The 20,685-nt window shown below is 70.7% G+C and carries 16 protein-coding genes; 10 read left to right on the top strand and 6 right to left on the bottom strand.

Annotation, left to right across the window (positions count from 1 at the left end; translation table 11 throughout):
* Nucleotides 1-21: 21 nt before the first annotated feature.
* Together GVN67_RS05080 and GVN67_RS05075 are read right to left on the bottom strand one after the other, a co-directional pair.
* On the bottom strand, nt 22-1,518 hold the full coding sequence (locus GVN67_RS05080) for an aldehyde dehydrogenase family protein (RefSeq protein ID WP_159993456.1): 1,497 nt from the start codon (nt 1,516-1,518) through the stop codon (nt 22-24).
* Between the two features lie 155 nt (nt 1,519-1,673).
* Nucleotides 1,674-2,207, bottom strand: coding sequence for an adenylate kinase (locus GVN67_RS05075; RefSeq protein ID WP_159993454.1), 534 nt, complete (start codon nt 2,205-2,207; stop codon nt 1,674-1,676).
* A 168-nt stretch (nt 2,208-2,375) separates the two neighbouring features.
* On the opposite strand from GVN67_RS05075, the gene GVN67_RS05070 reads away from it, so the two are divergent.
* The 3 genes from GVN67_RS05070 (at nt 2,376) to GVN67_RS05060 (ending at nt 5,999) form a co-directional block, all read left to right on the top strand.
* Nucleotides 2,376-3,956, top strand: a complete 1,581-nt coding sequence (locus tag GVN67_RS05070) for an ABC transporter substrate-binding protein (RefSeq protein ID WP_159993452.1) — start codon at nt 2,376-2,378, stop codon at nt 3,954-3,956.
* Between the two features lie 64 nt (nt 3,957-4,020).
* A complete protein-coding gene (hydA, locus tag GVN67_RS05065) occupies nt 4,021-5,508 on the top strand; it encodes a dihydropyrimidinase (protein WP_200845138.1) in 1,488 nt (495 codons plus the stop codon).
* A gap of 14 nt (nt 5,509-5,522) precedes the next feature.
* The gene (locus tag GVN67_RS05060; RefSeq protein ID WP_159993448.1) at nt 5,523-5,999 is read left to right on the top strand and encodes a GNAT family N-acetyltransferase; all 477 of its coding nucleotides are present in this window, start codon (nt 5,523-5,525) and stop codon (nt 5,997-5,999) included.
* On the opposite strand, the gene GVN67_RS05055 is transcribed toward GVN67_RS05060, so the two are convergent.
* The gene (locus GVN67_RS05055) at nt 5,996-6,700 is read right to left on the bottom strand and encodes a glutathione S-transferase N-terminal domain-containing protein (protein WP_159993446.1); all 705 of its coding nucleotides are present in this window, start codon (nt 6,698-6,700) and stop codon (nt 5,996-5,998) included. The genes GVN67_RS05060 and GVN67_RS05055 overlap by 4 nt on opposite strands.
* Nucleotides 6,701-6,774: 74 nt before the next feature.
* A complete protein-coding gene (locus GVN67_RS05050) occupies nt 6,775-7,848 on the bottom strand; it encodes a lytic transglycosylase domain-containing protein (RefSeq protein ID WP_235034955.1) in 1,074 nt (357 codons plus the stop codon).
* A gap of 316 nt (nt 7,849-8,164) precedes the next feature.
* On the opposite strand from GVN67_RS05050, the gene GVN67_RS05045 reads away from it, so the two are divergent.
* From GVN67_RS05045 to GVN67_RS05035, 3 genes are all read left to right on the top strand, one after another.
* Entirely contained in the window at nt 8,165-9,745 is a 1,581-nt protein-coding gene (locus GVN67_RS05045) for an ABC transporter substrate-binding protein (protein WP_159993444.1), read from the top strand.
* Nucleotides 9,746-9,820: 75 nt separating this feature from the next.
* Nucleotides 9,821-11,212, top strand: coding sequence for an amidohydrolase family protein (locus GVN67_RS05040; RefSeq protein WP_159993442.1), 1,392 nt, complete (start codon nt 9,821-9,823; stop codon nt 11,210-11,212).
* A gap of 13 nt (nt 11,213-11,225) precedes the next feature.
* The gene (locus tag GVN67_RS05035) at nt 11,226-12,614 is read left to right on the top strand and encodes an aspartate aminotransferase family protein (protein WP_159993440.1); all 1,389 of its coding nucleotides are present in this window, start codon (nt 11,226-11,228) and stop codon (nt 12,612-12,614) included.
* Between the two features lie 237 nt (nt 12,615-12,851).
* Here the strand turns inward: GVN67_RS05035 and GVN67_RS05030 are convergent, their stop codons facing one another.
* Entirely contained in the window at nt 12,852-14,246 is a 1,395-nt protein-coding gene (locus GVN67_RS05030; protein WP_159993438.1) for a M20 family metallopeptidase, read from the bottom strand.
* Nucleotides 14,247-14,257: 11 nt separating this feature from the next.
* Nucleotides 14,258-15,841 carry a gamma-glutamyltransferase gene (gene ggt, locus GVN67_RS05025; RefSeq protein WP_159993436.1) on the bottom strand — a complete coding sequence of 528 codons (1,584 nt, stop codon included), beginning with the start codon at nt 15,839-15,841 and terminating at the stop codon, nt 14,258-14,260.
* Between the two features lie 621 nt (nt 15,842-16,462).
* On the opposite strand from ggt, the gene GVN67_RS05020 reads away from it, so the two are divergent.
* The 4 genes from GVN67_RS05020 to GVN67_RS05005 all read left to right on the top strand — a co-directional run bounded on the left by GVN67_RS05020 (nt 16,463) and on the right by GVN67_RS05005 (nt 20,638).
* Nucleotides 16,463-16,732, top strand: coding sequence for a MoaD/ThiS family protein (locus GVN67_RS05020; protein WP_159993434.1), 270 nt, complete (start codon nt 16,463-16,465; stop codon nt 16,730-16,732).
* A gap of 6 nt (nt 16,733-16,738) precedes the next feature.
* Nucleotides 16,739-17,926 carry a molybdopterin-synthase adenylyltransferase MoeB gene (moeB, locus tag GVN67_RS05015; RefSeq protein WP_159993432.1) on the top strand — a complete coding sequence of 396 codons (1,188 nt, stop codon included), beginning with the start codon at nt 16,739-16,741 and terminating at the stop codon, nt 17,924-17,926.
* A gap of 63 nt (nt 17,927-17,989) precedes the next feature.
* A complete protein-coding gene (locus tag GVN67_RS05010; RefSeq protein WP_159993430.1) occupies nt 17,990-19,492 on the top strand; it encodes a polysaccharide biosynthesis protein in 1,503 nt (500 codons plus the stop codon).
* Between the two features lie 474 nt (nt 19,493-19,966).
* Entirely contained in the window at nt 19,967-20,638 is a 672-nt protein-coding gene (locus GVN67_RS05005; RefSeq protein ID WP_235034954.1) for a sugar transferase, read from the top strand.
* The last annotated feature ends 47 nt before the right edge of the window (nt 20,639-20,685 follow it).

Below are 20,685 nucleotides of genomic sequence, written 5' to 3'. Positions count from 1 at the left end.
CGGCCAGAACCAGCGGAAAAGTCAGGCAGTCTTAATCCAGACCGCCTTGACGTTCAGATATTCCTCGACGTGCTGCTTGCCCGATTCACGGCCATAGCCGCTCATCTTGTAGCCGCCGAAGGGCACCGCCGGGTCCATCGCCTGGTAGCAATTGACCCAGACCGAGCCGGCGCGCAGCCCCTTGGCCAGGCGATGCGCCTTGCCGACATCGCGGGTCCAGACGCCGCTGCCCAGGCCGAAGCCGGTGCGGTTGCCGCGGGCCAGCACCTCGTCGATATCGGTGAAGGGGATGGCCGAGATCACCGGGCCGAAGATCTCCTCCTGGGCGATGCGCATCTCGTCCTTCACCCCGGCGAAGACGGTGGGCGGCACGAAATAGCCCTGGGCCAGGGCGCCCTCGGTCAGCCGCGCGCCGCCCGACAGCGGGGTGGCGCCTTCCTGCCGGCCGATCGACAGATAGCCGGTGACGCGGTCGAGCTGCTCGGTCGAGACCAGCGGCCCGACCTGGGTCTCCGGGTCCAGCCCGTTGCCGACGCGCAGCTTCCTGGCGAAGTCGGCGACGCGGCCGGTGAATTCGTCATAGATCTTCTGCTCGACGAACAGCCGCGTGCCGGCAGAGCAGATCTGCCCGGAATTGGCGAAGACGGCCATGGCCGCGCCAGGAACGGCCTGCTCCAGATCGGCATCCGAGAAAACGATGTCGGGCGACTTGCCGCCGAGCTCGAGCGAGACGCGCTTCAGATTGCCGGCCGAGGCCTGCACGATCTTCTGCCCCGTCAGATGCGAGCCGGTGAAGGCCACCTTGTCGACATCGCGATGGCCGGACAGCGCCGCGCCGGCGGTCTCGCCATAGCCTGTGACGACATTGACCACGCCGGGCGGGATGCCGGCCTCCTGGCACAGCTCGGCGACGCGCAGCGGGGTCAGCGGCGCTTCCTCGGCCGGCTTCAGCACCACGGTGCAGCCGGTGGCCAGGGCCGGGCCGATCTTCCACAAGGTCGCCGTCAGCGGCCCGTTCCACGGGATGATGGCGCCGACGACGCCCACCGGCTCCTTCAGCGTGTAGGAAAAAATCTCGCCGGGCAGCGAGTTCTCGATGGTCTCGCCCAGGATGCCGACGGCCTGGCCGGCATAGTAGCGCAGCATGCCGACGGCACGCGCCCGGTTGTTGCGGGTGCGGCTGATCGGCGCGCCCATGTCCAGCGTGTCGAGGACGGCCAGCTCCTCGATATGCGCCTCGACCAGGTCGGCCAGGCGCAGCAGCAGCGCCTGGCGCTCGGCCGGCTTGAAGCGGCTCCAGGGCCCCTCGAAGGCGCGGCGGGCGGCGGCGACGGCGCGGTCGATATCTTCCGCGTCCCCCTCCGCCACCTCGGCCAGCTGCTCGCCGGTGGCCGGGTTGTGGGTGGCGAAGGTCTTTCCTGACGCGGCCTCGACCCATTGGCCGTCGATGAACAGGCGCTTCGGCTTGCCGGTCAGGAAAGGATGCGAGCGGGCATCGAGCGGGGTCACGACATTCATGCGGGGCGCTCCCTGGCGCGGTCCGCAGGCGGGGCGGTCGGGTCGGGTCGCGCGCGATGACGCGGCCAGGCTCAGGCTGACCGCGGCCGGCGGATCCTGGTTTCGTTGTAGCCACTAGAGCATAGCGTAGCCCGGCCTGTCCAGCCGGGGCCCTTTCACGATCTACCGTCGCGGATCAGCGCGGCCAGGGCGGCGGCGGCCTCGCGCGGATGGCGCAGCCGGGTGACCTGCAGCCCAGGGAACTCGCCGGCGGCCAGCGCGGCCTCCAGCGCCACGCGGCGGCCGCGCCATTGCGACCAGGCCCAGCGGATCGGGTGGCTGGCATGGAAGAAATTCTGCCAGCGCTCGCGGTTGCCGTTCCACAGCGGTTGCCGCGTGACCGCGCGCAGGATCGAGCGGCGGATCACCCGGCGCATCACCGGCCCGCGCTCATAGTCCAGCCAGACCAGATGCGTGGCGCGGCCCCAGCTCAGCCCGCGGGTCGCGCTGTAATTGCCGTCGACCACCCAGTGGTCGCCCTGGGTCGCCGCCGCGACCCGGGCGCGGAAATCCGCCGGCGCCGCCTGGCGCCAGCCAGGCTCCCAGAACAGCGCGTCGAGCTCGATGTGGCGCAGGCCGAGCGCGGCGCAAAGCTGCCGGGCCATGGTGCTCTTCCCGGCGCCGGAAATGCCGATGATGACCACGCGCATGCCGCACCGCCCCCCGTCCCGGCCCGGTTTCTACCGCATGGGCGGGATGCCGGTCGAGGCCGGCGGCGCCGCCCCGATCCGGCCTCGGCATGGATCCAGATTCACACTTCTACGAATCGTATTTCAAGAATATCACTATTAATGAAGATGGATAGGAAGGCCGCTCCGATGCAGCGCAGACAGTTCCTCGGGGCCGCCGCGGCCGGGGTTTTCGCCCCCCGGCTCGCCGCCCCGGCTTTGGCCCAGGGCCATGCCCGCATCCTGCGCTTCGTGCCGCAGACCGACCTGGCGACGCCCGACCCGGTCTGGACCTCCGGCACCGTGGTCGGCACCCATGCGCTGCTGATCTACGACACGCTCTATGGCATCGACGCCGCCGGCCAGCCGCGGCCGCAGGCGGTGGAGGGCCACCAGGTCAGCGATGACGGGCTGCGCTGGACCTTCACCCTGCGCGAAGGCCTGTTCTTCCACGATGGCGAGCCGGTCCGCGCCCAGGATGCGGTGCCGTCCCTCACCCGCTGGGCCCGGCGCAACACCTTCGGGCAATTGCTGTCCAAGGCGGTGGAGGAGGTGCGCGCCCTGGATGACCGGCGCTTCGAGATCCGCCTGTCGCGGCCCTTCCCGCTGCTGACCTATGCGCTGGGCAGCAGCAATGTCTTCATCATGCCCGAGCGCGTCGCCTGCACCAGCGCCTTCGAGAAGATCACCGAATATACCGGCAGCGGGCCGTATCGCTTCGTGCAGGATGAATGGGTCTCCGGCGCCCGGGTGACCTATGCGCGCTTCGACCGATACCACCCACGGCAGGAAGCGCCCGACCGCACCGCCGGCGGCAAGGTGGCGCATTTCGACCGGGTCGAATGGATCATCATGCCCGACCCCGCGACGGGCCTGGCCGCGCTGCAGACCGGCGAGGTCGACTGGGTGGAGCGCGGCGTGCTCGACCTGCTGGGCCCGATCCGCCGCGACCGAAGGCTGCAGGTGGCCGACGTCAATCCGACGGGGCGCATCGGCATCCTGGCGCTGAACCACCTGCACCCGCCCTTCGACAATCCGGCGATCCGCCGCGCCGTGCTCGCGGCGCTCAGCCAGGCGGATTACGTGGCCGCGGTGGTCGGCGAGGAGACGGAATTCGGCCAGGCCGGCGTCGGCTATTTCACCCCCGGCAGCCCCTATGCCAGCGAGGCGGGGCTGTCGGCGCTGACCGGCCCGCGCGATCTGGCGGCGGCCCGGGCCGCGGTGAAGGCCGCCGGCTATCGCGGCGAGAAGGCGCTGATCATCGCGCCCTCCGACGTCGAATACATCAAGGCCATGTCCAACGTGACCAACAGCCTGCTGCAATCGATCGGCATCGAGACCGATTACCGCAGCATGGACTGGGCCTCGGTGCTGGCGCGCCGCGCCAACAAGGGCAGGCCGGACCAGGGCGGCTGGAACGTCCATTGCACGGGCTGGGTCGGCTATGCCTATTCCGACCCGGCGGTGAACGCGCCGCTGCGCAGCGACGGGCCCAACGCCACGCTGGGCTGGCCCGACATCCCCGAGATCGAGCGGCTGCGGAGCGCCTGGCTCGACGCGCCGGGCCTCGCCGCCCAGCAGGTCATCACCCGGCAGATCCAGGAGGTGGCCTTGAGAGAGGTGCCCTTCATCCCGACCGGGCTGTGGCGGGAGCCCACGGTGCTGCGCCGCGAGCTGACCGGGCTGCTGCCGGCCGGCGCGCCCGTCTTCTGGAACATCCGCCGGGCCTGAGCTGCCCGTTGACAGACCGGCCGCTTCGGGGCGGGATCGCGCCTCCGATGCGGTGGGGATGACGATGAGCGGGCATGAATACGATCTGGTGGTGCGCGGCGGCACCCTGGCGAGCGCGGCCGAGGTCTTCGAGGCCGATATCGGCATCAAGGACGGGGTGATCGCCGCGCTCGGCCGCGACCTGGCCCGGGGCACGGAGGAAATTTCCGCCAAGGGGATGATCGTCACCCCCGGCGGGCTGGATTCCCATTGCCATGTCGAGGAGCTGGGCCAGGACGGGACGGCGCAGGAGGAAAGCTTCGCCTCGGGCTCGGCGGCGGCGCTGGCTGGCGGCACCACCAGCTTCATCTGCTTCCTGCCGCAATGGAAAGGCCATAGCCTCGCCGCCAGCGCCCCCGGCTACGAGGCCCGCGCCGCGGCCTCGCGCGCCGATTTCTCCTTCCATCAGATCATCACCGACCCGACGCCCGAGGTGATGGAGAAGGAAGTGCCGGCGCTGATCGCCCGCGGCATTCGTTCCCTCAAGGTTTTTTTGACCTATGACCCGCTGCGCCTGACGGATCGCGAATTCATCGAGGTGCTGGCCACGGCGCGCAAGCACGGCGCCTTCGTCACCGTCCATTGCGAGAATTTCGACGCCATCGGCTGGCGGATCGAGGCGCTGCTGAAGGCGGGCCTGACCGATCCGCTGCAGCATGCCTGGTCGCGCCCGCCGGTGGTCGAGCGCGAGGCCACCCACCGCGCCATCGCCTTGGCGGAACTGGTCGACCAGCCGATCCAGGTCTTCCACGTCTCCTGCGAGGAGGCCGCGGCCGAGATCGCCGCCGCCAAATCCCGCGGCCTCAAGGTCTGGGGCGAGACCTGCCCGCAATATCTGACGCTCTCGCATGACGACCTGGTCGGGCCGGATTTCGCGGGCTCGAAGGCGGTCTGCTCCCCCGCCCTGCGCCCCAAGGGCGAGGAAGAAAGAATCTGGAAGCGGATCCAGGACGGCACGCTGGATGTCGTCACCTCCGACCATTGCGGCTTTTCCTTCGCGACCCAGAAGCGGGTGGCGGGCAGCAGCGCCTATGGCACCGGCACGGCGGCGGCGCGGCCAGACGGGACGCCGATGTTCAACGCCATCCCCAACGGCGTCCCCGGCATCGAGACGCGGCTGCCGGTGCTGTTCTCCGAGGGCGTCTCCAAGGGCCGCATCGATCTGCCGACCTTCGTGCGCCTCAGCTCGGCCAATGCGGCGAAGCTGTTCGGGCTGCAGGGCCGCAAGGGCAGCCTGGCGCCGGGGGCCGATGCCGACCTGGTGCTGTGGAACCCCGATGCCGAGCGCAGCATCCGCCAGGCCGATCTGCACCACGCCATCGACTACACCCCCTGGGAGGGGTTCGCCGTGAAGGGCTGGCCGCAGGTGACGATCCGCCGTGGCGAGGTCGCGGTGCGCGATGGCGAGGTGCTGGCCCAGCCCGGCTCCGGCCGTTTCCTGGCGCGCGGGCCCTATGCCCTGGCCAGGCCGCGCGGCGTGGTGCCGGACGGCTTCGACGCCGCCTCGGCCTGAGGGGAGGCGCGCGGATGCCCGGCTTCACCATCGCGCCCGCGGCGACGGAGGACGACCTGGCGGCCATCCGCGCGCTGTTCGCCGCCTATGTCGAGACCCTCGGCATCGACCTGGCCTTCCAGGGTTTTCCGGAAGAACTGGCGGGGCTGCCGGGGAAATACGCACCCCCCGCCGGCGCCCTGCTGCTGGCGCGGGACGAGACCGGCCAGCCGATCGGCTGCGTCGCGCTGCGGCGGCTGGCGCTGCCGGGGGTGGCGGAGATGAAGCGCCTCTATGTCGCCCCGGCCGGCCGCGGCAAGGGGCTGGGCCAGGCGCTGCTGGACGCCATCCTGGCCGAGGCCGGGGCGCGGGGGCTGACCGAAATCCGCCTGGACACGCTGCCCGGCATGGTGGCGGCGCAGGGGCTTTATCTGAAGGCGGGCTTCGCCCCGATCGACGCCTATTACCCGACGCCGATCGAGGGCACCCGCTTCCTGGCGCTGAAGCTTTAGCCGCGCGCCGGGATGGTCAGCCCGCGCTGCACGGCGGGCCGGGCCAGCCCGGCCTCCAGCCAGCGCGGTATTTCTGTCAGCTTGTCGTAGTCGACGAGCTCACCAGCGCCGTAGAAGCCGACCAGGTTCCGCACCCAGCCCAGCAGGGAAATATCGGCGATGGAATAGTCGTCGCCCATGATCCAGGCGCGGCCGGCCAGCCGCGTCTCCAGCACGCCGAGCAGGCGCTTGGATTCAGCGGCGTAGCGCTGCAGCGGCCGCTTGTCCTCGAGCTCTCGCCCGGCGAATTTGTGGAAATAGCCGAGCTGGCCGAACATCGGCCCGACGCCGCCCATCTGGAAGAAGACCCATTGGATGGCCTGTATCCGCGCCGCCGGATCGGCGGGCAGCAGCCGGCCGGTCTTCTCGGCAAGATACAGAAGAATGGCGCCGGATTCGAACAGCGGCAGCGGCGCGCCGCCCGGCCCATCCGGGTCGATGATCGCCGGGATCTTGCCGTTCGGGTTCAACGAGAGGAATTCGGGCGTCCAGCTCTGGTTCTGCCCGATATCGACGAAATGCGGCTCGTAGGGCAGGCCCAGCTCTTCCAGCGCGATCGAGACCTTCACCCCGTTCGGCGTCGGCGTCGAATAGAGCTGGATGCGGTCCGGATGCGCCGCCGGCCAGCGGCTGGCGATGGGAAAGCTCGAAAGATCGGCCATGGCATGGTCTCCCGCCTTGGTTTGGTCCCGGCGATCTTCGCGGATCGCCGGGCGCCAAGCCAGGGGGTCGCGGATCAAGCCACCGCGTCGGCCAGCAGACCCACGGCCAGGCCGTAATTCATCGGCGAGTTGTAGCGGCGGATGGTCCGCAGGTTGGGCAGGCCGAGGAAGACCTGGCTGGTGCTGCGGGTCGGCACCGCGACATAGGCCTCGCCGCCGGCCGGCAGGGCCGAGCCGTCGGCGCGGCGCCAGCCCAGGCGGCCCCAATCGGCCATGCTGCGCCGCGTCTCGGTGTCGGCGCGCTGGAGGTCGAAGCCGGCCGGCGGCCGCGCCTCGATGGCCCAGCCGGCGCCGGAGGTCCAGCCGCTGCGCGCCAGGTAGTTGGCGATCGAGCCGAGAGCGTCGCCGCGATTGTCCCAGATGTCGCGATGGCCGTCGCCGTCGAAGTCGATGGCCAGGCGCTCGAAGCTGGTCGGCATGAATTGCGGCTGGCCCATGGCGCCGGCCCAGGACCCCATCATCCGCTCCGGCGCCACATGGCCGGCCTCCAGGATGCGCAGCGCCGCCATCAGCTCGGCGCGGAAGAAGGCGGCGCGGCGGCCTTCCCAGGCGAGCGTCGCCAGGGCCTCGACCACCTTGAAGCCGCCGGTGTTGCTGCCGTAGTTGGTCTCCATCCCCCAGATGGCCACCACGACGCGGGCCGAGACGTTGTAGCGCGCCTCGATCGCCTGCAGCAGAGGGCGGTTCTCAGCATAGACGCGGCGGCCATTGGTGATGCGGGTCTGCGAGACGATGCGCTCGCGATACTGCTCCCAGCTCAGCACGCCCTCGGGCTGCTTGCGGTCGAGCTCGAGCACGCGCGGGATCGGCTTCGCATTGCCCAAGGCGCGCTGCAGGATGGCCTGGCTGACGCCGCCGCGCGCCGCATCGGCGCGGACCTGGACGAGGAAGCGGTTGAAGCTGGCCTCGTCGATCACCGGCGGCGGGCTGGCGGCTGGCGGCGGCGCGGCAGCCTGCACCGGGGTGGCCATGGGCGTGGGCGGCGCCAGCGGCACGGTGCTGGCGGGCGCAGCCACGGGCGGGGCGGCAGAGGAGCAGCCGGCGAGCAGCGCACCGCTGCCGAGCAGGAAGGATCGACGGTTCGGCATGGCGCGACAGGTGCCCGCTTTCCCCCGCCGATGCAACCGGCGTAACCCTTTGAACGGTAGGGCTGACCTTTCCGTGATCTCCGGGGACTATAGCGAAAGCGAATGGTAACCGGGCGAAAATCATAAGCGGAGCCGCTGGTCCTGCGGCGGCGCGGGGCGCAGAAAGGCCCCTGCCGACCTCCAGAAGGCCTCAAGGCCCGGGCGCCGGCACGCCACTTCCGCCTGTCACACGGCACTGCCCTGACTGAACGCCGGTTTTCCGGCGCGCGACCTCGCGCGCCAAAAACCTGAGCCTTGTCTCGTGAAGGACCGCAGCATGCATCGCCGTCACCTGCTTGGGGCCGCCGCCGCCTCGGCCGCCCTCCTCGCCGCCCCGCGCTTCGCGCGCGCCGCCTCGGCCACCACGCTGCGCTTCATCCCGGTCATCGACCTGGCCTTCACCGACCCGATCTTCGCCGGCGCCTTCGTCTCGCGGAACCATGGCTTCATGGTCTTCGACACGCTCTATGGCATCGACAGCAAGCTGCAGGTCTCGCCGCAGATGGTCGAGGGCCACCGCATCGAGAATGACGGGCTGCGCTGGGACCTGCGGCTGCGCGACGGCCTGACCTGGCATGACGGCGAAAAGGTGACGGCGCGGGACTGCGTCGCCTCGATCCGCCGCTGGTCGAAGCGCGACGCGCTGGGCGGCGCCCTGATGGCCGCCACCAACGAGCTGTCAGCCCCCGACGACCGCACCATCCGCTTCGAATTGAAAAAGCAGTTTCCGATGCTGCCGATGGCGCTGGGCAAGGCGGCGGTGCCGGCCTGCTTCATGATGCCGGAGCGGCTGGCCAATACCGACCCCTTCAAGCAGATGCCGGAAGTGATCGGCAGCGGCCCCTTCCGCTTCGTCGCCGATGAGCGCGTGCCCGGCGCCCGCAACGTCTACCAGCGCTTCGAAGGCTACCGCCCGCGCGAGAACGGCACCAGCGACTGGACCGCGGGGCCGAAGGTCGTCCATTACGACCGCGTCGAATGGACCACCATGCCGGATGCCGCGACGGGGGCCGCCGCCGTGCAGTCCGGCGAGCAGGACTGGCAGGAGACCACGCCGCACGACCTGCTGCCGCTGCTGAAGCGCAACCGCAATGTCACCATCGACGTGCTGGATGAGCGCGGCTTCTGCTGCAACATGCGGGTCAACGCGCTGCAGCCGCCCTTCGACAACCCCGCCATCCGCCGCGCGCTGATGGGCGCCATCGACCAGACCGCCTTCATGACCGCGGTCGCCGGCCAGGACCCGGCCTTCCAGTATTCGCCGATCGGCTTCTTCGCCCCCAACACGCCGATGGCCAGCGAGGCCGGGCTCGACGTCTTCAAGGGCCCGCGCGACTACGACAAGGTCAAGCGGGATCTCGCCGCCGCCGGCTACAAGGGCGAGAAGGTTGTCCTGCTGGTTCCCGCCGACAGCCTGGCGCAGAAGCCCCTGGGCGATGTGGCGGCGGGGATGCTGCAGCAGGCGGGGATGAACGTCGACTACCAGGCGCTGGACTTCGGCGCCGTGCTGACCCGCCGCAACCGCCGCACACCGGTCTCGGAAGGCGGCTGGAGCGCCTTCGTCGCCAATTGGCAGGGCATCGACTGGCTGAACCCGGCCAGCCACATGACGCTGCGCGGCGATGCCAGCTACCCCGGCTGGTTCGAGAGCCGCCGCATCGAAGGCCTGCGCGACCAGTGGCTGGAGGCCCCGGACCTCGCCGCCCAGCAGCGCCTGGCCGCCGAGATCCAGGCCGCGGCCTTCGAGGAGGTGCCGTATTATCCGCTCGGCCTCTACAAGCAGCCGACGGCGTATCGGAAGTCGATCACCGGCGTGAACCGCGGCACCGTCACCTTCTGGAACGTCCGCCCCGCTTGATTTCTACCTGTTCGGCGCCCCCTCGTTGGGGGGCGCCGGGCATGCCACCATCCTGATGCCGAGGGACAAAAAAGAATGCTGGCCGAACCCGGAACCACCGCCGTCTTCGGCAGCTATGTCCTCGCCGAGATCGACGGCGCGCCCAAGCTCCTGCGCGACCAGTGGCTGCTGCTGGAGGGCCGCCGCATCGTCGCCATCCAGGCCCAGCGCCCCCTGGCCGAGACGGTGCTCGACGCCCCGGGCCGGCTGCTGCTGCCCGGGCTGATGAACCTGCACAACCACTGCTTCAGCGAGATGGTGGCGCGCAGCAACACCGAGGATGGCGGCGCCAGGCGCGGCGGCGGCAGCGTCGTCTATACCGTGCTGCTGCCGCTGACCCGCTCCGGCCTGCAGATCCTCTCGCCCGAGGAGCGGATGGCCATCGCGCGGATGGGCGTGCTCGGCCTGCTGCTGGGCGGGGCGACGACGGTGATGGAGCCCTTCCGCGCCGGCATCCCCGAGATGTTCGACGCCGCCGAGGAGCTGGGCCTGCGCTTCTACGGCGCGCCCTATCTGTTCTCGACCGCCGCCGCCAAGGTCGGCGCCGACGGCCGTGTCGAATACCACAGCGAGGGCGGCGCCGATGACGGCGCCCAGGACCTGGCCATCTGGAACGCGCTGCACGCCGAATGGGAAGGCCGCGATGCGGGCCGCATCCGCCTGGCGATGAGCCCGCATGCCACCGACACCTGCCACCCCGACCTTCTCCGCGCGGCGGCGGCCCGGGCGAAAGAGCTCGGCGTGCCGGTGACCACCCACCTGGCGCAGAGCCGCGGCGAGGTGGAGCTCAGCCTGCAGCGGCATGGCCGCAGCCCGGCCGACTATCTCGACAGCCTCGGCCTGCTGCCCGACCTGCTGGCGGCGCATTGCGTGCATTGCTCGGATGACGACCTGCGGCTGATGGCGGCCCGTGGTGCGACCGTGCTGAACTGCCCGCGCGTCTTCGCCCGTGGCGGCGTCGCCGCCAGCTACGCGCATTTCCGCAGCCATGGCGTGCGCACGCTGGTCGGCACCGACGGCTACAACCTCGACCTGCTGGGCGAGCTGAACGCGGCCTCGATGATCTCCAAGATCCAGGCCGGGGCGCGCGACGTCGCCACCTCCCCGGCGCTGATCGGCGCGGTCACCCGCGACGCGGCGGCGGCGATCCACCGCCCCGACCTCGGCGCGATCCGCGTCGGCGCCACGGCGGATATCACCAGCATCAACCTGCTGCACCCGCATCTGCAGCCGCTGGCCGATCCGCTGCGGGCTGTCGTGGCGCTGGCAAACCGTGCCAATATCGACGCCGTCATCGTCGACGGCCGCGTGCTGGTGCAGAACGGCCGCCATGTCGCCGCCGACGAGGCGCGGATCACCGCCGAAGGCGCGGCGGCGATCCAGCGGATCTGGGACCTGCCCGAGGCCCAGGCCATCTTCGCCGGATAAGGAACCGTCCGCCATGGACAGCAAGATCGATCACCACCTCCTGCGCCAGCCCGTCGAGCAGGCGGCGCTGGACCATGTCTGGATCCACAGCGCCCAGTGGAACGACCTGGAACAGGGCGGCAAGCTGAAGGTGATCGACCGCGCCGAGGGCTCTTTCCTGTATGACAGCCATGGGCGACGCTATTTCGACGCGCTGTCGGGCCTCTACGTGGTCAATGTCGGCCATGGCCGCGCCGAGATCGCGGACGCCATCGGCGCGCAGGCGAAGCGGCTGGCCTATGTCTCCTCGGCGACCATGACCAACCGCCCGGCGGCGGAGCTCGCCGACCGCCTGGCCAGCCTGACGCCGGGCGACCTGAACCGCATCTTCTACTGCTCGGGCGGGTCGGAGGCGGTGGAAAGCGCGCTGAAGATCGCCAAGCAGATCCAGACGCTGCGCGGCTTCCCCGCCCGCCGCAAGGTGATCGCCCGCAAGGGCGGCTATCACGGCGCCACCTTCGGCGCGATGAGCGTCAGCTTCGGCCGCAACGCCGACTATTTCGCGCCCTTCATGGAGGGCGTCAGCTTCATCCCCTCCCCCAATCGCTACAGGAATGAGTTCGGCCTGGACGGCGAGGCCGGCGACCTGCGCTGCGCCGAGGCGCTGGAGGCAGAAATCCTGGCCCAGGGCGCCGACACCGTCGCCGCCTTCATCGCCGAGCCGATCTCGGCCGCCAACGGCACCCATGTGCCCTCCAACGCTTACTGGCAGAAGATCCGCGAGATCTGCACCCGCCACGGCGTGCTGATGATCGCCGACGAGGTCATCTGCGGCTTCGGCCGCACCGGCAGCCTGTTCGCGATGGAGCAGTTCGGCGTGGTGCCCGACCTGATGACCATGGCCAAGGGCCTGACCTCCGGCTACGTGCCGATGGGCGCCGTCGCCGTCAGCGAGGCCGCCTGGGAGGTCTTCAAGGACAGCGACGCCATGCTGGCCCACCTGCTGACCTTCGGCGGCCAGGCCGTCGCCGCGGCCGCCGCGCTGGCCAATCTCGACATCCTGCAGCGCGAGGGCCTCGACACCGCCGGCCTGCGCATCGGCGCGACGCTGGACCGGCTGCTGGCGCCGATGGCCGCGCATCCCAGCGTCGGCGACATCCGCGGCCGCGGCGCGCTCTACGTCATCGACCTGGTGCAGGACAAGGCGACCAGGGAAGGCTTCGGCAAGGGCCTCGCCGCCCTGCGCCACCCCTATATCCAGCGCCTGTCGACGCTGCTGGAAGAGCGCGGCGTGCTGACCCGGCTGATGGGCACCATCCAGCTGGTGCCGCCCCTGGTCGCGACCGACGAAGAGCTGGCCGGGGCGGTGCAGGCCATCGATGAGAGCCTGACGATCGCGGAAGCAGAGTTCGGGTTTAAGTAAAAGCCGAGAAGGCTGGGGGAATGAATTCCCCCAGGCCCCCATCTTTTTTCTGATCACCGGCCGTTCGGCGGCCAGCGCTTCGACGGCACCGTCGCCCGGGCATCACGGCGGGGCGCCATCATGTGAAAACAGCGCGACCTCGAAGGTCGCGCTGTCGCTGGGCCGTTTCACGTACTGTCTCCACGTGGACACGGCAGTCCGAAAGAAAAAGGGGAATTCATTCCCCTGGCCTTTTTCTTATCTGCCTGGAGCCCCGTCCTCTCCAAGATCGAAGAAGATCCCCGCCATCATCGCCAGGGCTTCGCGCGTGAGAGGCACCAGGATGTGTTCATCCGGCGCGTGCTGGGAGCAGGCGGCGTAGGAATGCGGGATCCAGACCGTCGGCAGGGCCAGGATCTCGGCGAAGACGTGGTTGGGCAGGGTGCCGCCGATATTGGGCAGGATGGCGGGCGCGCTGCCGGTGGTGCGGCGGATCGAGCTGGCGGCCCAGACCACCCAGGGGTCTTCCGGGTCCAGCCGGGTGGCCGGCGACGGGTCCTGCCGCTTGCTGATCACCTGGATATCGCCGAAGCCGCGGGCGGCCAGGTGTTCCTGGATGGCGGGGACGATGCGGGTGGGGTCGGTGCCGACGACGAAGCGCAGCTGCACCACCGCCATGGCCGAGGGCGGCACGGCGTTCACCGGGGCGGCCGGGTTGCCGGCGCCCATGGCCAGGACTTCCAGCGTGTTCCAGGCGAAGAGGCGCTCGGCGGGGGACAGGCCGGGCTCGCCCCAGCCGGCATCGATCTCGGGGTCGGAGGGGCCGCCGCCGACGGTGACATCGGCCAGCGCCGCGCGCACCGAGTTGCCGATGCCGCGTGGGCGCAGCTCTTCCACCAGCAGCCGGCCCTGGGCGTCGACCATGCTGGCGATGGCGCTGGCCAGGATGGTGGCCGGGTTGCGGATGACACCGCCCCAATTGCCGGAATGGAAGCCGCGCTGCCGGGCGTCGAGGCGCAGCTCGACATTGAAGGCGCCACGGGAGCCCAGGAAGATGGTGGGCCGCTCGGCGGCCAGGCGCGGGCCGTCGGAGGCGATCAGCACATCGGCGGCCAGCTTCTCGCGCTGCTGGTCGCAGAAGGCGGCGAGGCCCGGGGAGCCGGTCTCCTCGCCCATCTCCAGCAGCAGCTTGACGTTGAAGCCCAGCTTGCCGTTGCGGGCGGCGATGACCTGCTCCAGCGCCGACAGGTTGATGCTGTGCTGGCCCTTGTTGTCGGCGGTGCCGCGGCCGTACCAGCGGTCGCCCTCGACGGTGATGCGCCAGGGGGCCAGGCCCTCGCGCCATTCGGCGTCCTGGCCGCGCACGGTGTCGCCATGGCCATAGACCAGCACCGTCGGCCGCGCCGGGTCTTCCAGGCGGGAGGCGATCAGGAAGGGCGCCTGGTCCGGCGACGGGTTCGGCAGGATTTCTGACGAAAAGCCCATGGCGGCCAGCGCCGGGACCATCTCCTCCTCGAGATAGGCCAGCAGGACCGGGGCGCGGTCGGGGTTCTGGCTTTCGGTGGGATAGGCCACCCGGCGTTCCAACAGGGCCTGGAAGGCGCCACTGTCGATCAGCCCGGCGGCGGCGGCCACCACATCGTCACGCGACATTGTTCTGTTCCTCAGTAAGCCGCGGCCCAGCCATCCCGCCGGGGATCGCTGCCCGCCATGCGCACGCCGTTCTCCAGCACGCGGATGCATTCGATGCTGCAGGGGCCCTCCAGCGGCGGCACGAACTTGATCTGATGCCCGCGGGCCTTGAGGCCCTCCACCGTCTCGGTGGGAAAACCCTCTTCCAGGGTCAGGGCGTCATTGCCGCCATGCGGCCAATTGGCTTCCTGGCCGGGCTGGCTGCTGCTCCAGCGCGGCGCCTCGGCGACCAGCTGCGGGTCGAGGCCGATATCGACCAGGCTGACCACGGTCTGCAGGTTGATCTGCACCTGGTTGTCGGCGCCCGGGGTGCCGAGCACGGCCCACACTTTCCCGTCCTTCAGGATCATCGGCGCGTTCATGGTGTGGCGCACCCGCTTGCCCGGGACCAGGGCATTGGGATGGCTGGGGTCCAGGTGCCAGGTGGTCAGGCGGTTGTTCAGCAGGATGCCGGTTTCCGGCGCCTGCACGCCGGCGCCGAAGGGGCTGTTCAGGCTCTGGATCGCCGAGACGGCGTTGCCTTCCTCGTCCACCACGCAGAAATAGGTGGTGTTGCCGTCATTGGGCATCTCGTGGCGCAGCGGGATGCTGGCGGCGCGGGCCGGGTCGATCTGGGCCGCCAGCGTCGCGGCGTAACCGTCCGACAGCAGGCGGTGGAGCGGCAGCGGGTTGGCCTTGGGGTCGCTGGCATGGCGCTCACGGTCGAGGAAGGCGAGCTTCTTGGCCTCGACCAGCAGATGCAGCAGCTCGGCCGAGCCTTCCGCCAGGCCGGACAGGTCGAAGCGCTCGACGATCTTCAGCTCCTGCAGCAGCACGAAGCCCATGGAGTTCGGCGGCGACTGCCGCACCTCGTAGCCACGGTAGGCAATGCTGATCGGCGCGGTGGCCTCGCCCTCGGTCGCGGCCAGGTCGGCGGCGGTCGAGATGGCGCCGACGGCGGCGAGGTCGGCGGCGAGGCGCGCCGCCAGGGCGCCGCGGTAGAAGGCGTCGGCACCGCCCTCGGCCACGGCTTCCAGGGTGGCGGCCAGGCGCGGCTGGGTGATCAGCGTGCCGACCGCCGGCACCTCGCCGTCGCGCAGGAAGGTGGCGGCGGTGTTGGCGTCGGCCCGGATGCGGCCCAGCGCGGCGCGGGCGAAGCGGCGGAAGCTGTGGGTGGCGGCGACGCCGTCGCGGGCGAGCGCGATCGCCGGCTGCACCACATCGGCCCAGGGAAGCTTGCCATGGGCGCGCTGCATCGCATGGATGCCGGCCAGGCACCCCGGCGTCGAGACGGCGCCCGGCCCGGCATCGGCCAGCCCCTCGGGGTAGCGGTCGGCGGTGGCCGCCGCCGGCGCGGCGCCGGAGCCGTTGTAGCAATACCCCGGCCCGCGATCGCCGGCGATGAAGACAGTGGAAAAACCGTCGCCGCCGAGGCCCGACATATGCGGCTCGGCCACGCCCAGCGCCAGGCTGATGGCGGCGGCGGCGTCGGCCGCATTGCCGCCCTGGCGCAGCATGGCCATGCCGGCGGCGGTGGCCTCCGGATGGTTGGTCGCGATGGCGGCGCGACGGCCCATGATCAGGGGGCGCCAGGCTCGACGGTTCGGGTTCATGGGCGTGCTTCCAGGCCAGCGGGGTCCTGCTGTCCTACGCCGAGCCCCGCGCCAGGGCAAACCGGGGCCAGGCGCCAATAATCGCAGCCGCTTCCGCCGCGCTGCCTGGGGGGCGGCAGGCCCGGCGGCAGGGGTTTCGGCCTGCGGCGCGAGGCTTGGCTGTTGCTGCGCTGCACCCTCGGCGCGGCCGGGTGGCGCCGGCCCCTGGAAAGACGGGGCTGGCGGCGCCTCAAGACGGCAGATGACAAGCCGGCAATAAGGCGGCGAGAAACGCCCGCGACCGGTCTCCGGTTGCCCGTGAGGGGCGCTTTGCCTCCAGGGTGATTTCTTTCCTGAAGGCGAAACATTCACCAGTAACCCAGGAGAATTATCCGTGTTTTGAAAAGAAATTACTTCTGAATTTCGCCCCGCGCATGCCGGGATACTCAAGTAAAAACGCACCTTTCCGTGAGTTGATGCGGGAAAATAATGATAGAGCTTTGCCGTTACATCGCGGGCTCTATGCTGTTCCTCGCTTCCCCGATGCGACACCCCCGACCCCACCCCGCCTGTCGCGATTCCCCCCGGCCTGCAAAGGACTGCCGCATGCCTGTCGTCCTGGTCCCGAGCGCCCTGCGCCATTACACCGGGCAGCAAGCCCGGGTCTCCGTGCCCGGCCACACCGTCGCCGCCATCCTCGACAGCCTGACCGCCGAGACGCCGGAGATGCGCAGCCATCTCTTCGCCGCCGGCGCGCTGCGGCATTTCGTCGTGGTCTCGAAGAACGGCCAGGACATCCGCCTGCTGCAGGGGCTGGCGACGCCGGTCGCCGCCGCCGACGAGATCCGCATCCTGGCCAGCATCGCGGGGGGCTGAGGCGCCATGCCGGACACCCTTCCCGAGCTCAGTCCCAGCGAGCTGCGCCGCTTCGGCCGCCACCTGGTGATGCCCGAATTCGGCCAGGCGGCGCAGCGGCGGCTGAAGGCCGGCAGCGTGCTGCTGGTCGGCTGCGGCGGCTTGGGCAGCCCGACCGCGCTGTATCTCGCCGCCGCCGGCGTCGGCCGCATCGGCCTGGTCGACCCCGACCGGGTGGAGGAGACCAACCTGCAGCGGCAGATCGCGCATGGCCATTCGACGCTGGGCCGGCCGAAGACGGAAAGTGCCGCCGCCCGCATGCGCGACCTCAACCCCGATGTCACGATCGAGCGGCACGACGTCTACCTGACCGAGGAGAACGCGCTGGCGCTGATCGGCGGCTATGACGTCGTCATCGACGGCACCGACAATTTCCCGACCCGCTACCTGGTCAACGACGCCTGCGTGCGGCTGGGCAAGCCGAATGTCTTCGGCGGCGTGCTGCGCTTCGACGGCCAGCTCAGCGTCTTCGATGCGCGGCAGGGCCCGTGCTACCGCTGCCTCTTCCCGGCGCCGCCGCCGGTCGAGCTGGCGCCGAACTGCGCCGAGGCCGGCGTGCTGGGCGTGCTGCCCGGCGTCATCGGCACCTTGCAGGCGACCGAGGCGATCAAGCTGCTGACCGGCATCGGCACGCCGATGATCGGCCGCATGCTGATCTATGACGGGCTGACGCTCGGCTTCGACAGCATCACCCTGGCCAAGGATCCGAACTGCCCCTGCTGCAGCCTGCCGCGCGAGGAGATCGTGCTGCGCACCGAGCGCATGGTCTGCGCCGCGGCGCCGCCGGGCGGCACCATCACCGCCGCCGAGCTGGAAGCGCTGCTGGCCGCCGGCGCGGCGCCGCTGCTCTGCGACGTGCGCAACCCGGCGGAATGGGCGGGCGGCGTCATCCCCGGCGCGCGGCTGCGGCCGAAGCCCGATCTGGACAGCCTGCTGCAGGCGGGCGGCAGCCTGCCGGGCCCCTTCGCCGGGCGCGACCCCGTGGTGGTCTATTGCCAGGCCGGGCTGCGCAGCGCCGCGGTGATCCGCGCTTTGGTCGCGGCCGGGCACGACCCGGCGCTGCTGATCGATCTGGAGGGCGGCTTCGCCGCCTGGCGCGGCCCGCGCGCCGAGCCTGACGCCGCGCTGGCCGCGCCGCTCTCCGCCAGCGGGTAGCCGCCGCCCCGCCGGCTCCGCCTGAACCGACAAAAAGCCTTCCGCAGCAGGGATTCCGTCGCCATGCCTTCGCCCAGCAGCGCCACGCTGATCCGGCACCTCGCCGAGCTCTGTCCCGCCGACCTGCCCGCCCCGCTGCCGCCCGGCCTGGCGCCGGCGCTGCAGGCCGCCACCGCCACGCTGATCGACGCCATGCGCGCCGAGGGCCGGCTGGCCGAGGACCCGCTGACCCTGGCCATGTCGCGCAGCGTCGCGCTGCAGGCCGAGGCGGTGGCGCGGCGGCTGCGCGGCCGGCGGGTGCTGGTGACCGGCGGCTCGGGCTGCGTCGGCACCCGGCTGCGGCGGCTGATCGCCGGCTTCCAGCCCGCGGTGCTGGTCAATCTGGACCGCGTGCCGCACCAGGGCGAGGGCATCTGGGCGCAGGGCGACATCCGCGACCCTGCCGAGCTGGCCGAGATCTTCGCCGCCACCCGCCCCGAGGTCGTCTTCCACCTGGCCAGCATCCGCGAGCCCGGCATGGCCGAGCGCGTGGTGCGCGAGGCCATCGAGACAAACGTCTATGGCACCCGCAACGTCATCGAGGCCTGCCAGCGCGCCGGCGTGGCGCATGCGGTCTATTCCTCGACCGGCAAGTGCTATGCCTATCTGACCGACCATGTCTACACCGCCTCGAAGAAGCTGGCCGAGGCGCAGTGGATGGCCGCGGCGCGGGCCGAGGGGCCGACCCTCTTCGCCATGACGCGCTTCACCCATGTGCTGGAGAACGGCGTCGTCGCCCGGGAAATCGCCGAGGGGATCGAGGCGGGGCTGGTCGGGCTGCACGGGCCGGACCGGCATTTCAACGTGCAGAACCTGCGCCAGGCGACGCATCTGCTGCTGAACGCCCTGGCGCTGGCCGGGCAGCAGGCCCCCGACAGCTTCTGGAGCGCCGTCGACCTGGGCTGGCCGGTGAACACGCTGGAGCTCGCCCTGCACCAGATCGCCGCCAGCGGCCGGCCGGTCGGCATCCGCTTCCTCGGCGTCCCCTGCGGCTACGACGAAAGCTTCTTCCGCGGCCAGTTCGACTGGAGCGAGCGGCACGACTACCACCCGCTGGTCAATGCGCTGGAGGCGCCGACGCAATTCGCCGACCGCAGCGGCACCATGATCGGCGCCCGCGTGGCGCCCTGCCCGCCGGCGGCGCTGCGGGCGGCGCTGGCCCAGCTGCAGGAGACCCTGACGGCGCGGCCCGACGACGCCCTGGCCAAGCAGGCGCTGCTGGAGGCGGTGCGCGCGGTGGCGGCGGCCAGCCTCGGCGGCTTCGCCCCGGCGCGGCTGCTGGAGATCCTCTGGTGGGGCGCGGCGCCGGAATGGGCGGCCAATGCGGCGCAGATGCAGCGCTACCGCCCGATCATGATGCTCTTCGCCGAGGCGCTGCTGCCGGCGCTGGAGGATGGCGGGCTGCGGCTGGAGCCAGGGCTGCAGGCGCGGCTGGCCGACCTGGCCGCCAGCTTCGCCGGCATCGCCGGCATGGAGGCGCTGGCCGGCCGCTGCGCCGCCGCGATCCGCCCGCTGCAGGCGGCCTGAGACCGTGCAAGGGCCGAATCTCGCGGCGGCGGGCAGGATACGGCCCAGCGGCCGGTTTTCGATTGTTTGCTTGCCGGCACGGCGATCGGCCCCGATTCGCGGCGCCGATTCTGGCAAGCGCCGCGGCCCTGGCCCGGCCCCCCGCCGCCGCTCGCGCAAACTTCAGAGGGTGTCCTCTGCTGCAGCGCAGCACGCCCCGCTCAAATCCTGCGGTTTCGATTTCTTCAGGCGTAAATATTTGCACGTTCCACGCCCGGTTTTGATGCTGTTTTACCTCTTGGGTGAACCGAAAAGTCCTTTGTTTTCAATTGACAGACCTCCTCTCCTCCCAAGTATTCTCCCCATCACCGGACCAGCTTCCCCCGAAGCTCGCCCAGACTTGGATGGCTCTGCCTCTGACCGGGAGCTCAGCGTATGACGGAAGCCGGCCTGGCCGCTCAAACCTCGCCTGCACGAGGCGAGGGCCATATCCCCATGGGCCCTCGGACTGGGAAGGCCGCCCCCGCTGCCCCCCGGGCGGCAAGGCCTCGCTCCTGGCAGCATGCCGGCAAGCGGGGGCTCGATATCCTGCTGGCCTCGACCATGCTGCTGGTGCTGATGCCGGTGATGCTGGTCATCACCCTGCTGGTGCTGCGCGACGGCAAGGGCGCCTTCTTCAGCCACCGCCGCGTCGGCCGCGACGGGCAAAGCTTCGGCTGCCTGAAGTTCCGCAGCATGGTGCCCGATGCCGAGGCGGCCCTGGCCAAGCTGCTGGCCGAGGACGCGGAGGCGGCCGAGCTGTGGCGCAACACGCGCAAGCTGAAGCGTGACCCGCGCATCACCCGGATCGGCCGGGTGCTGCGGGCCACCAGCCTCGACGAGCTGCCGCAGCTGTTCAACGTGCTGCGCGGCGACATGAGCCTGGTCGGGCCGCGCCCCGTCGTGCAGGCCGAGCTGACCGAGCATTACGGCACGCATGCCTCGCACTACCTGGCGGTGCGGCCGGGCATCACCGGGCTGTGGCAGATCAGCGGTCGCAGCGACACCAGCTACGCCCAGCGCATCGAGCTGGACGTGCATTACGTCGAGCGTTTCTCGCTGTGGTTCGACCTGGTGATCCTGGCCAAGACGGTGCCCGCCGTCCTGGTCCGCCGCGGCGCCTGCTGAGGCGCCCCCGCGCCCGGCTTCCACGGCGGCTCCGATCATGACGCTCT

The organism is Roseomonas sp. 18066, assembly GCF_902706185.1.
In the GTDB taxonomy this organism is placed as follows: Bacteria; Pseudomonadota; Alphaproteobacteria; order Acetobacterales; family Acetobacteraceae; genus Pseudoroseomonas.
Note: the sequence above shows the minus strand (reverse complement) of the source record. Positions and strands in the feature narration are given on the sequence as shown.

Excerpts from the sequence above, each read along its gene's own strand:
- GVN67_RS05010 (WP_159993430.1), top strand. The coding sequence starts at position 17,990 with ATGCCTTCGCCCAGCAGCGCCACGCTGATCCGGCACCTCGCCGAGCTC.
- GVN67_RS05020 (WP_159993434.1), top strand. The coding sequence starts at position 16,463 with ATGCCTGTCGTCCTGGTCCCGAGCGCCCTGCGCCATTACACCGGGCAG.
- GVN67_RS05045 (WP_159993444.1), top strand. The coding sequence starts at position 8,165 with ATGCATCGCCGTCACCTGCTTGGGGCCGCCGCCGCCTCGGCCGCCCTC.
- GVN67_RS05050 (WP_235034955.1), bottom strand. The coding sequence starts at position 7,848 with ATGCCGAACCGTCGATCCTTCCTGCTCGGCAGCGGTGCGCTGCTCGCC.
- GVN67_RS05035 (WP_159993440.1), top strand. The coding sequence starts at position 11,226 with ATGGACAGCAAGATCGATCACCACCTCCTGCGCCAGCCCGTCGAGCAG.
- GVN67_RS05030 (WP_159993438.1), bottom strand. The coding sequence starts at position 14,246 with ATGTCGCGTGACGATGTGGTGGCCGCCGCCGCCGGGCTGATCGACAGT.
- GVN67_RS05040 (WP_159993442.1), top strand. The coding sequence starts at position 9,821 with ATGCTGGCCGAACCCGGAACCACCGCCGTCTTCGGCAGCTATGTCCTC.
- GVN67_RS05005 (WP_235034954.1), top strand. The coding sequence starts at position 19,967 with ATGGGCCCTCGGACTGGGAAGGCCGCCCCCGCTGCCCCCCGGGCGGCA.
- moeB (WP_159993432.1), top strand. The coding sequence starts at position 16,739 with ATGCCGGACACCCTTCCCGAGCTCAGTCCCAGCGAGCTGCGCCGCTTC.
- hydA (WP_200845138.1), top strand. The coding sequence starts at position 4,021 with ATGAGCGGGCATGAATACGATCTGGTGGTGCGCGGCGGCACCCTGGCG.
- GVN67_RS05055 (WP_159993446.1), bottom strand. The coding sequence starts at position 6,700 with ATGGCCGATCTTTCGAGCTTTCCCATCGCCAGCCGCTGGCCGGCGGCG.
- ggt (WP_159993436.1), bottom strand. The coding sequence starts at position 15,841 with ATGGGCCGTCGCGCCGCCATCGCGACCAACCATCCGGAGGCCACCGCC.
- GVN67_RS05070 (WP_159993452.1), top strand. The coding sequence starts at position 2,376 with ATGCAGCGCAGACAGTTCCTCGGGGCCGCCGCGGCCGGGGTTTTCGCC.
- GVN67_RS05080 (WP_159993456.1), bottom strand. The coding sequence starts at position 1,518 with ATGAATGTCGTGACCCCGCTCGATGCCCGCTCGCATCCTTTCCTGACC.
- GVN67_RS05075 (WP_159993454.1), bottom strand. The coding sequence starts at position 2,207 with ATGCGCGTGGTCATCATCGGCATTTCCGGCGCCGGGAAGAGCACCATG.
- GVN67_RS05060 (WP_159993448.1), top strand. The coding sequence starts at position 5,523 with ATGCCCGGCTTCACCATCGCGCCCGCGGCGACGGAGGACGACCTGGCG.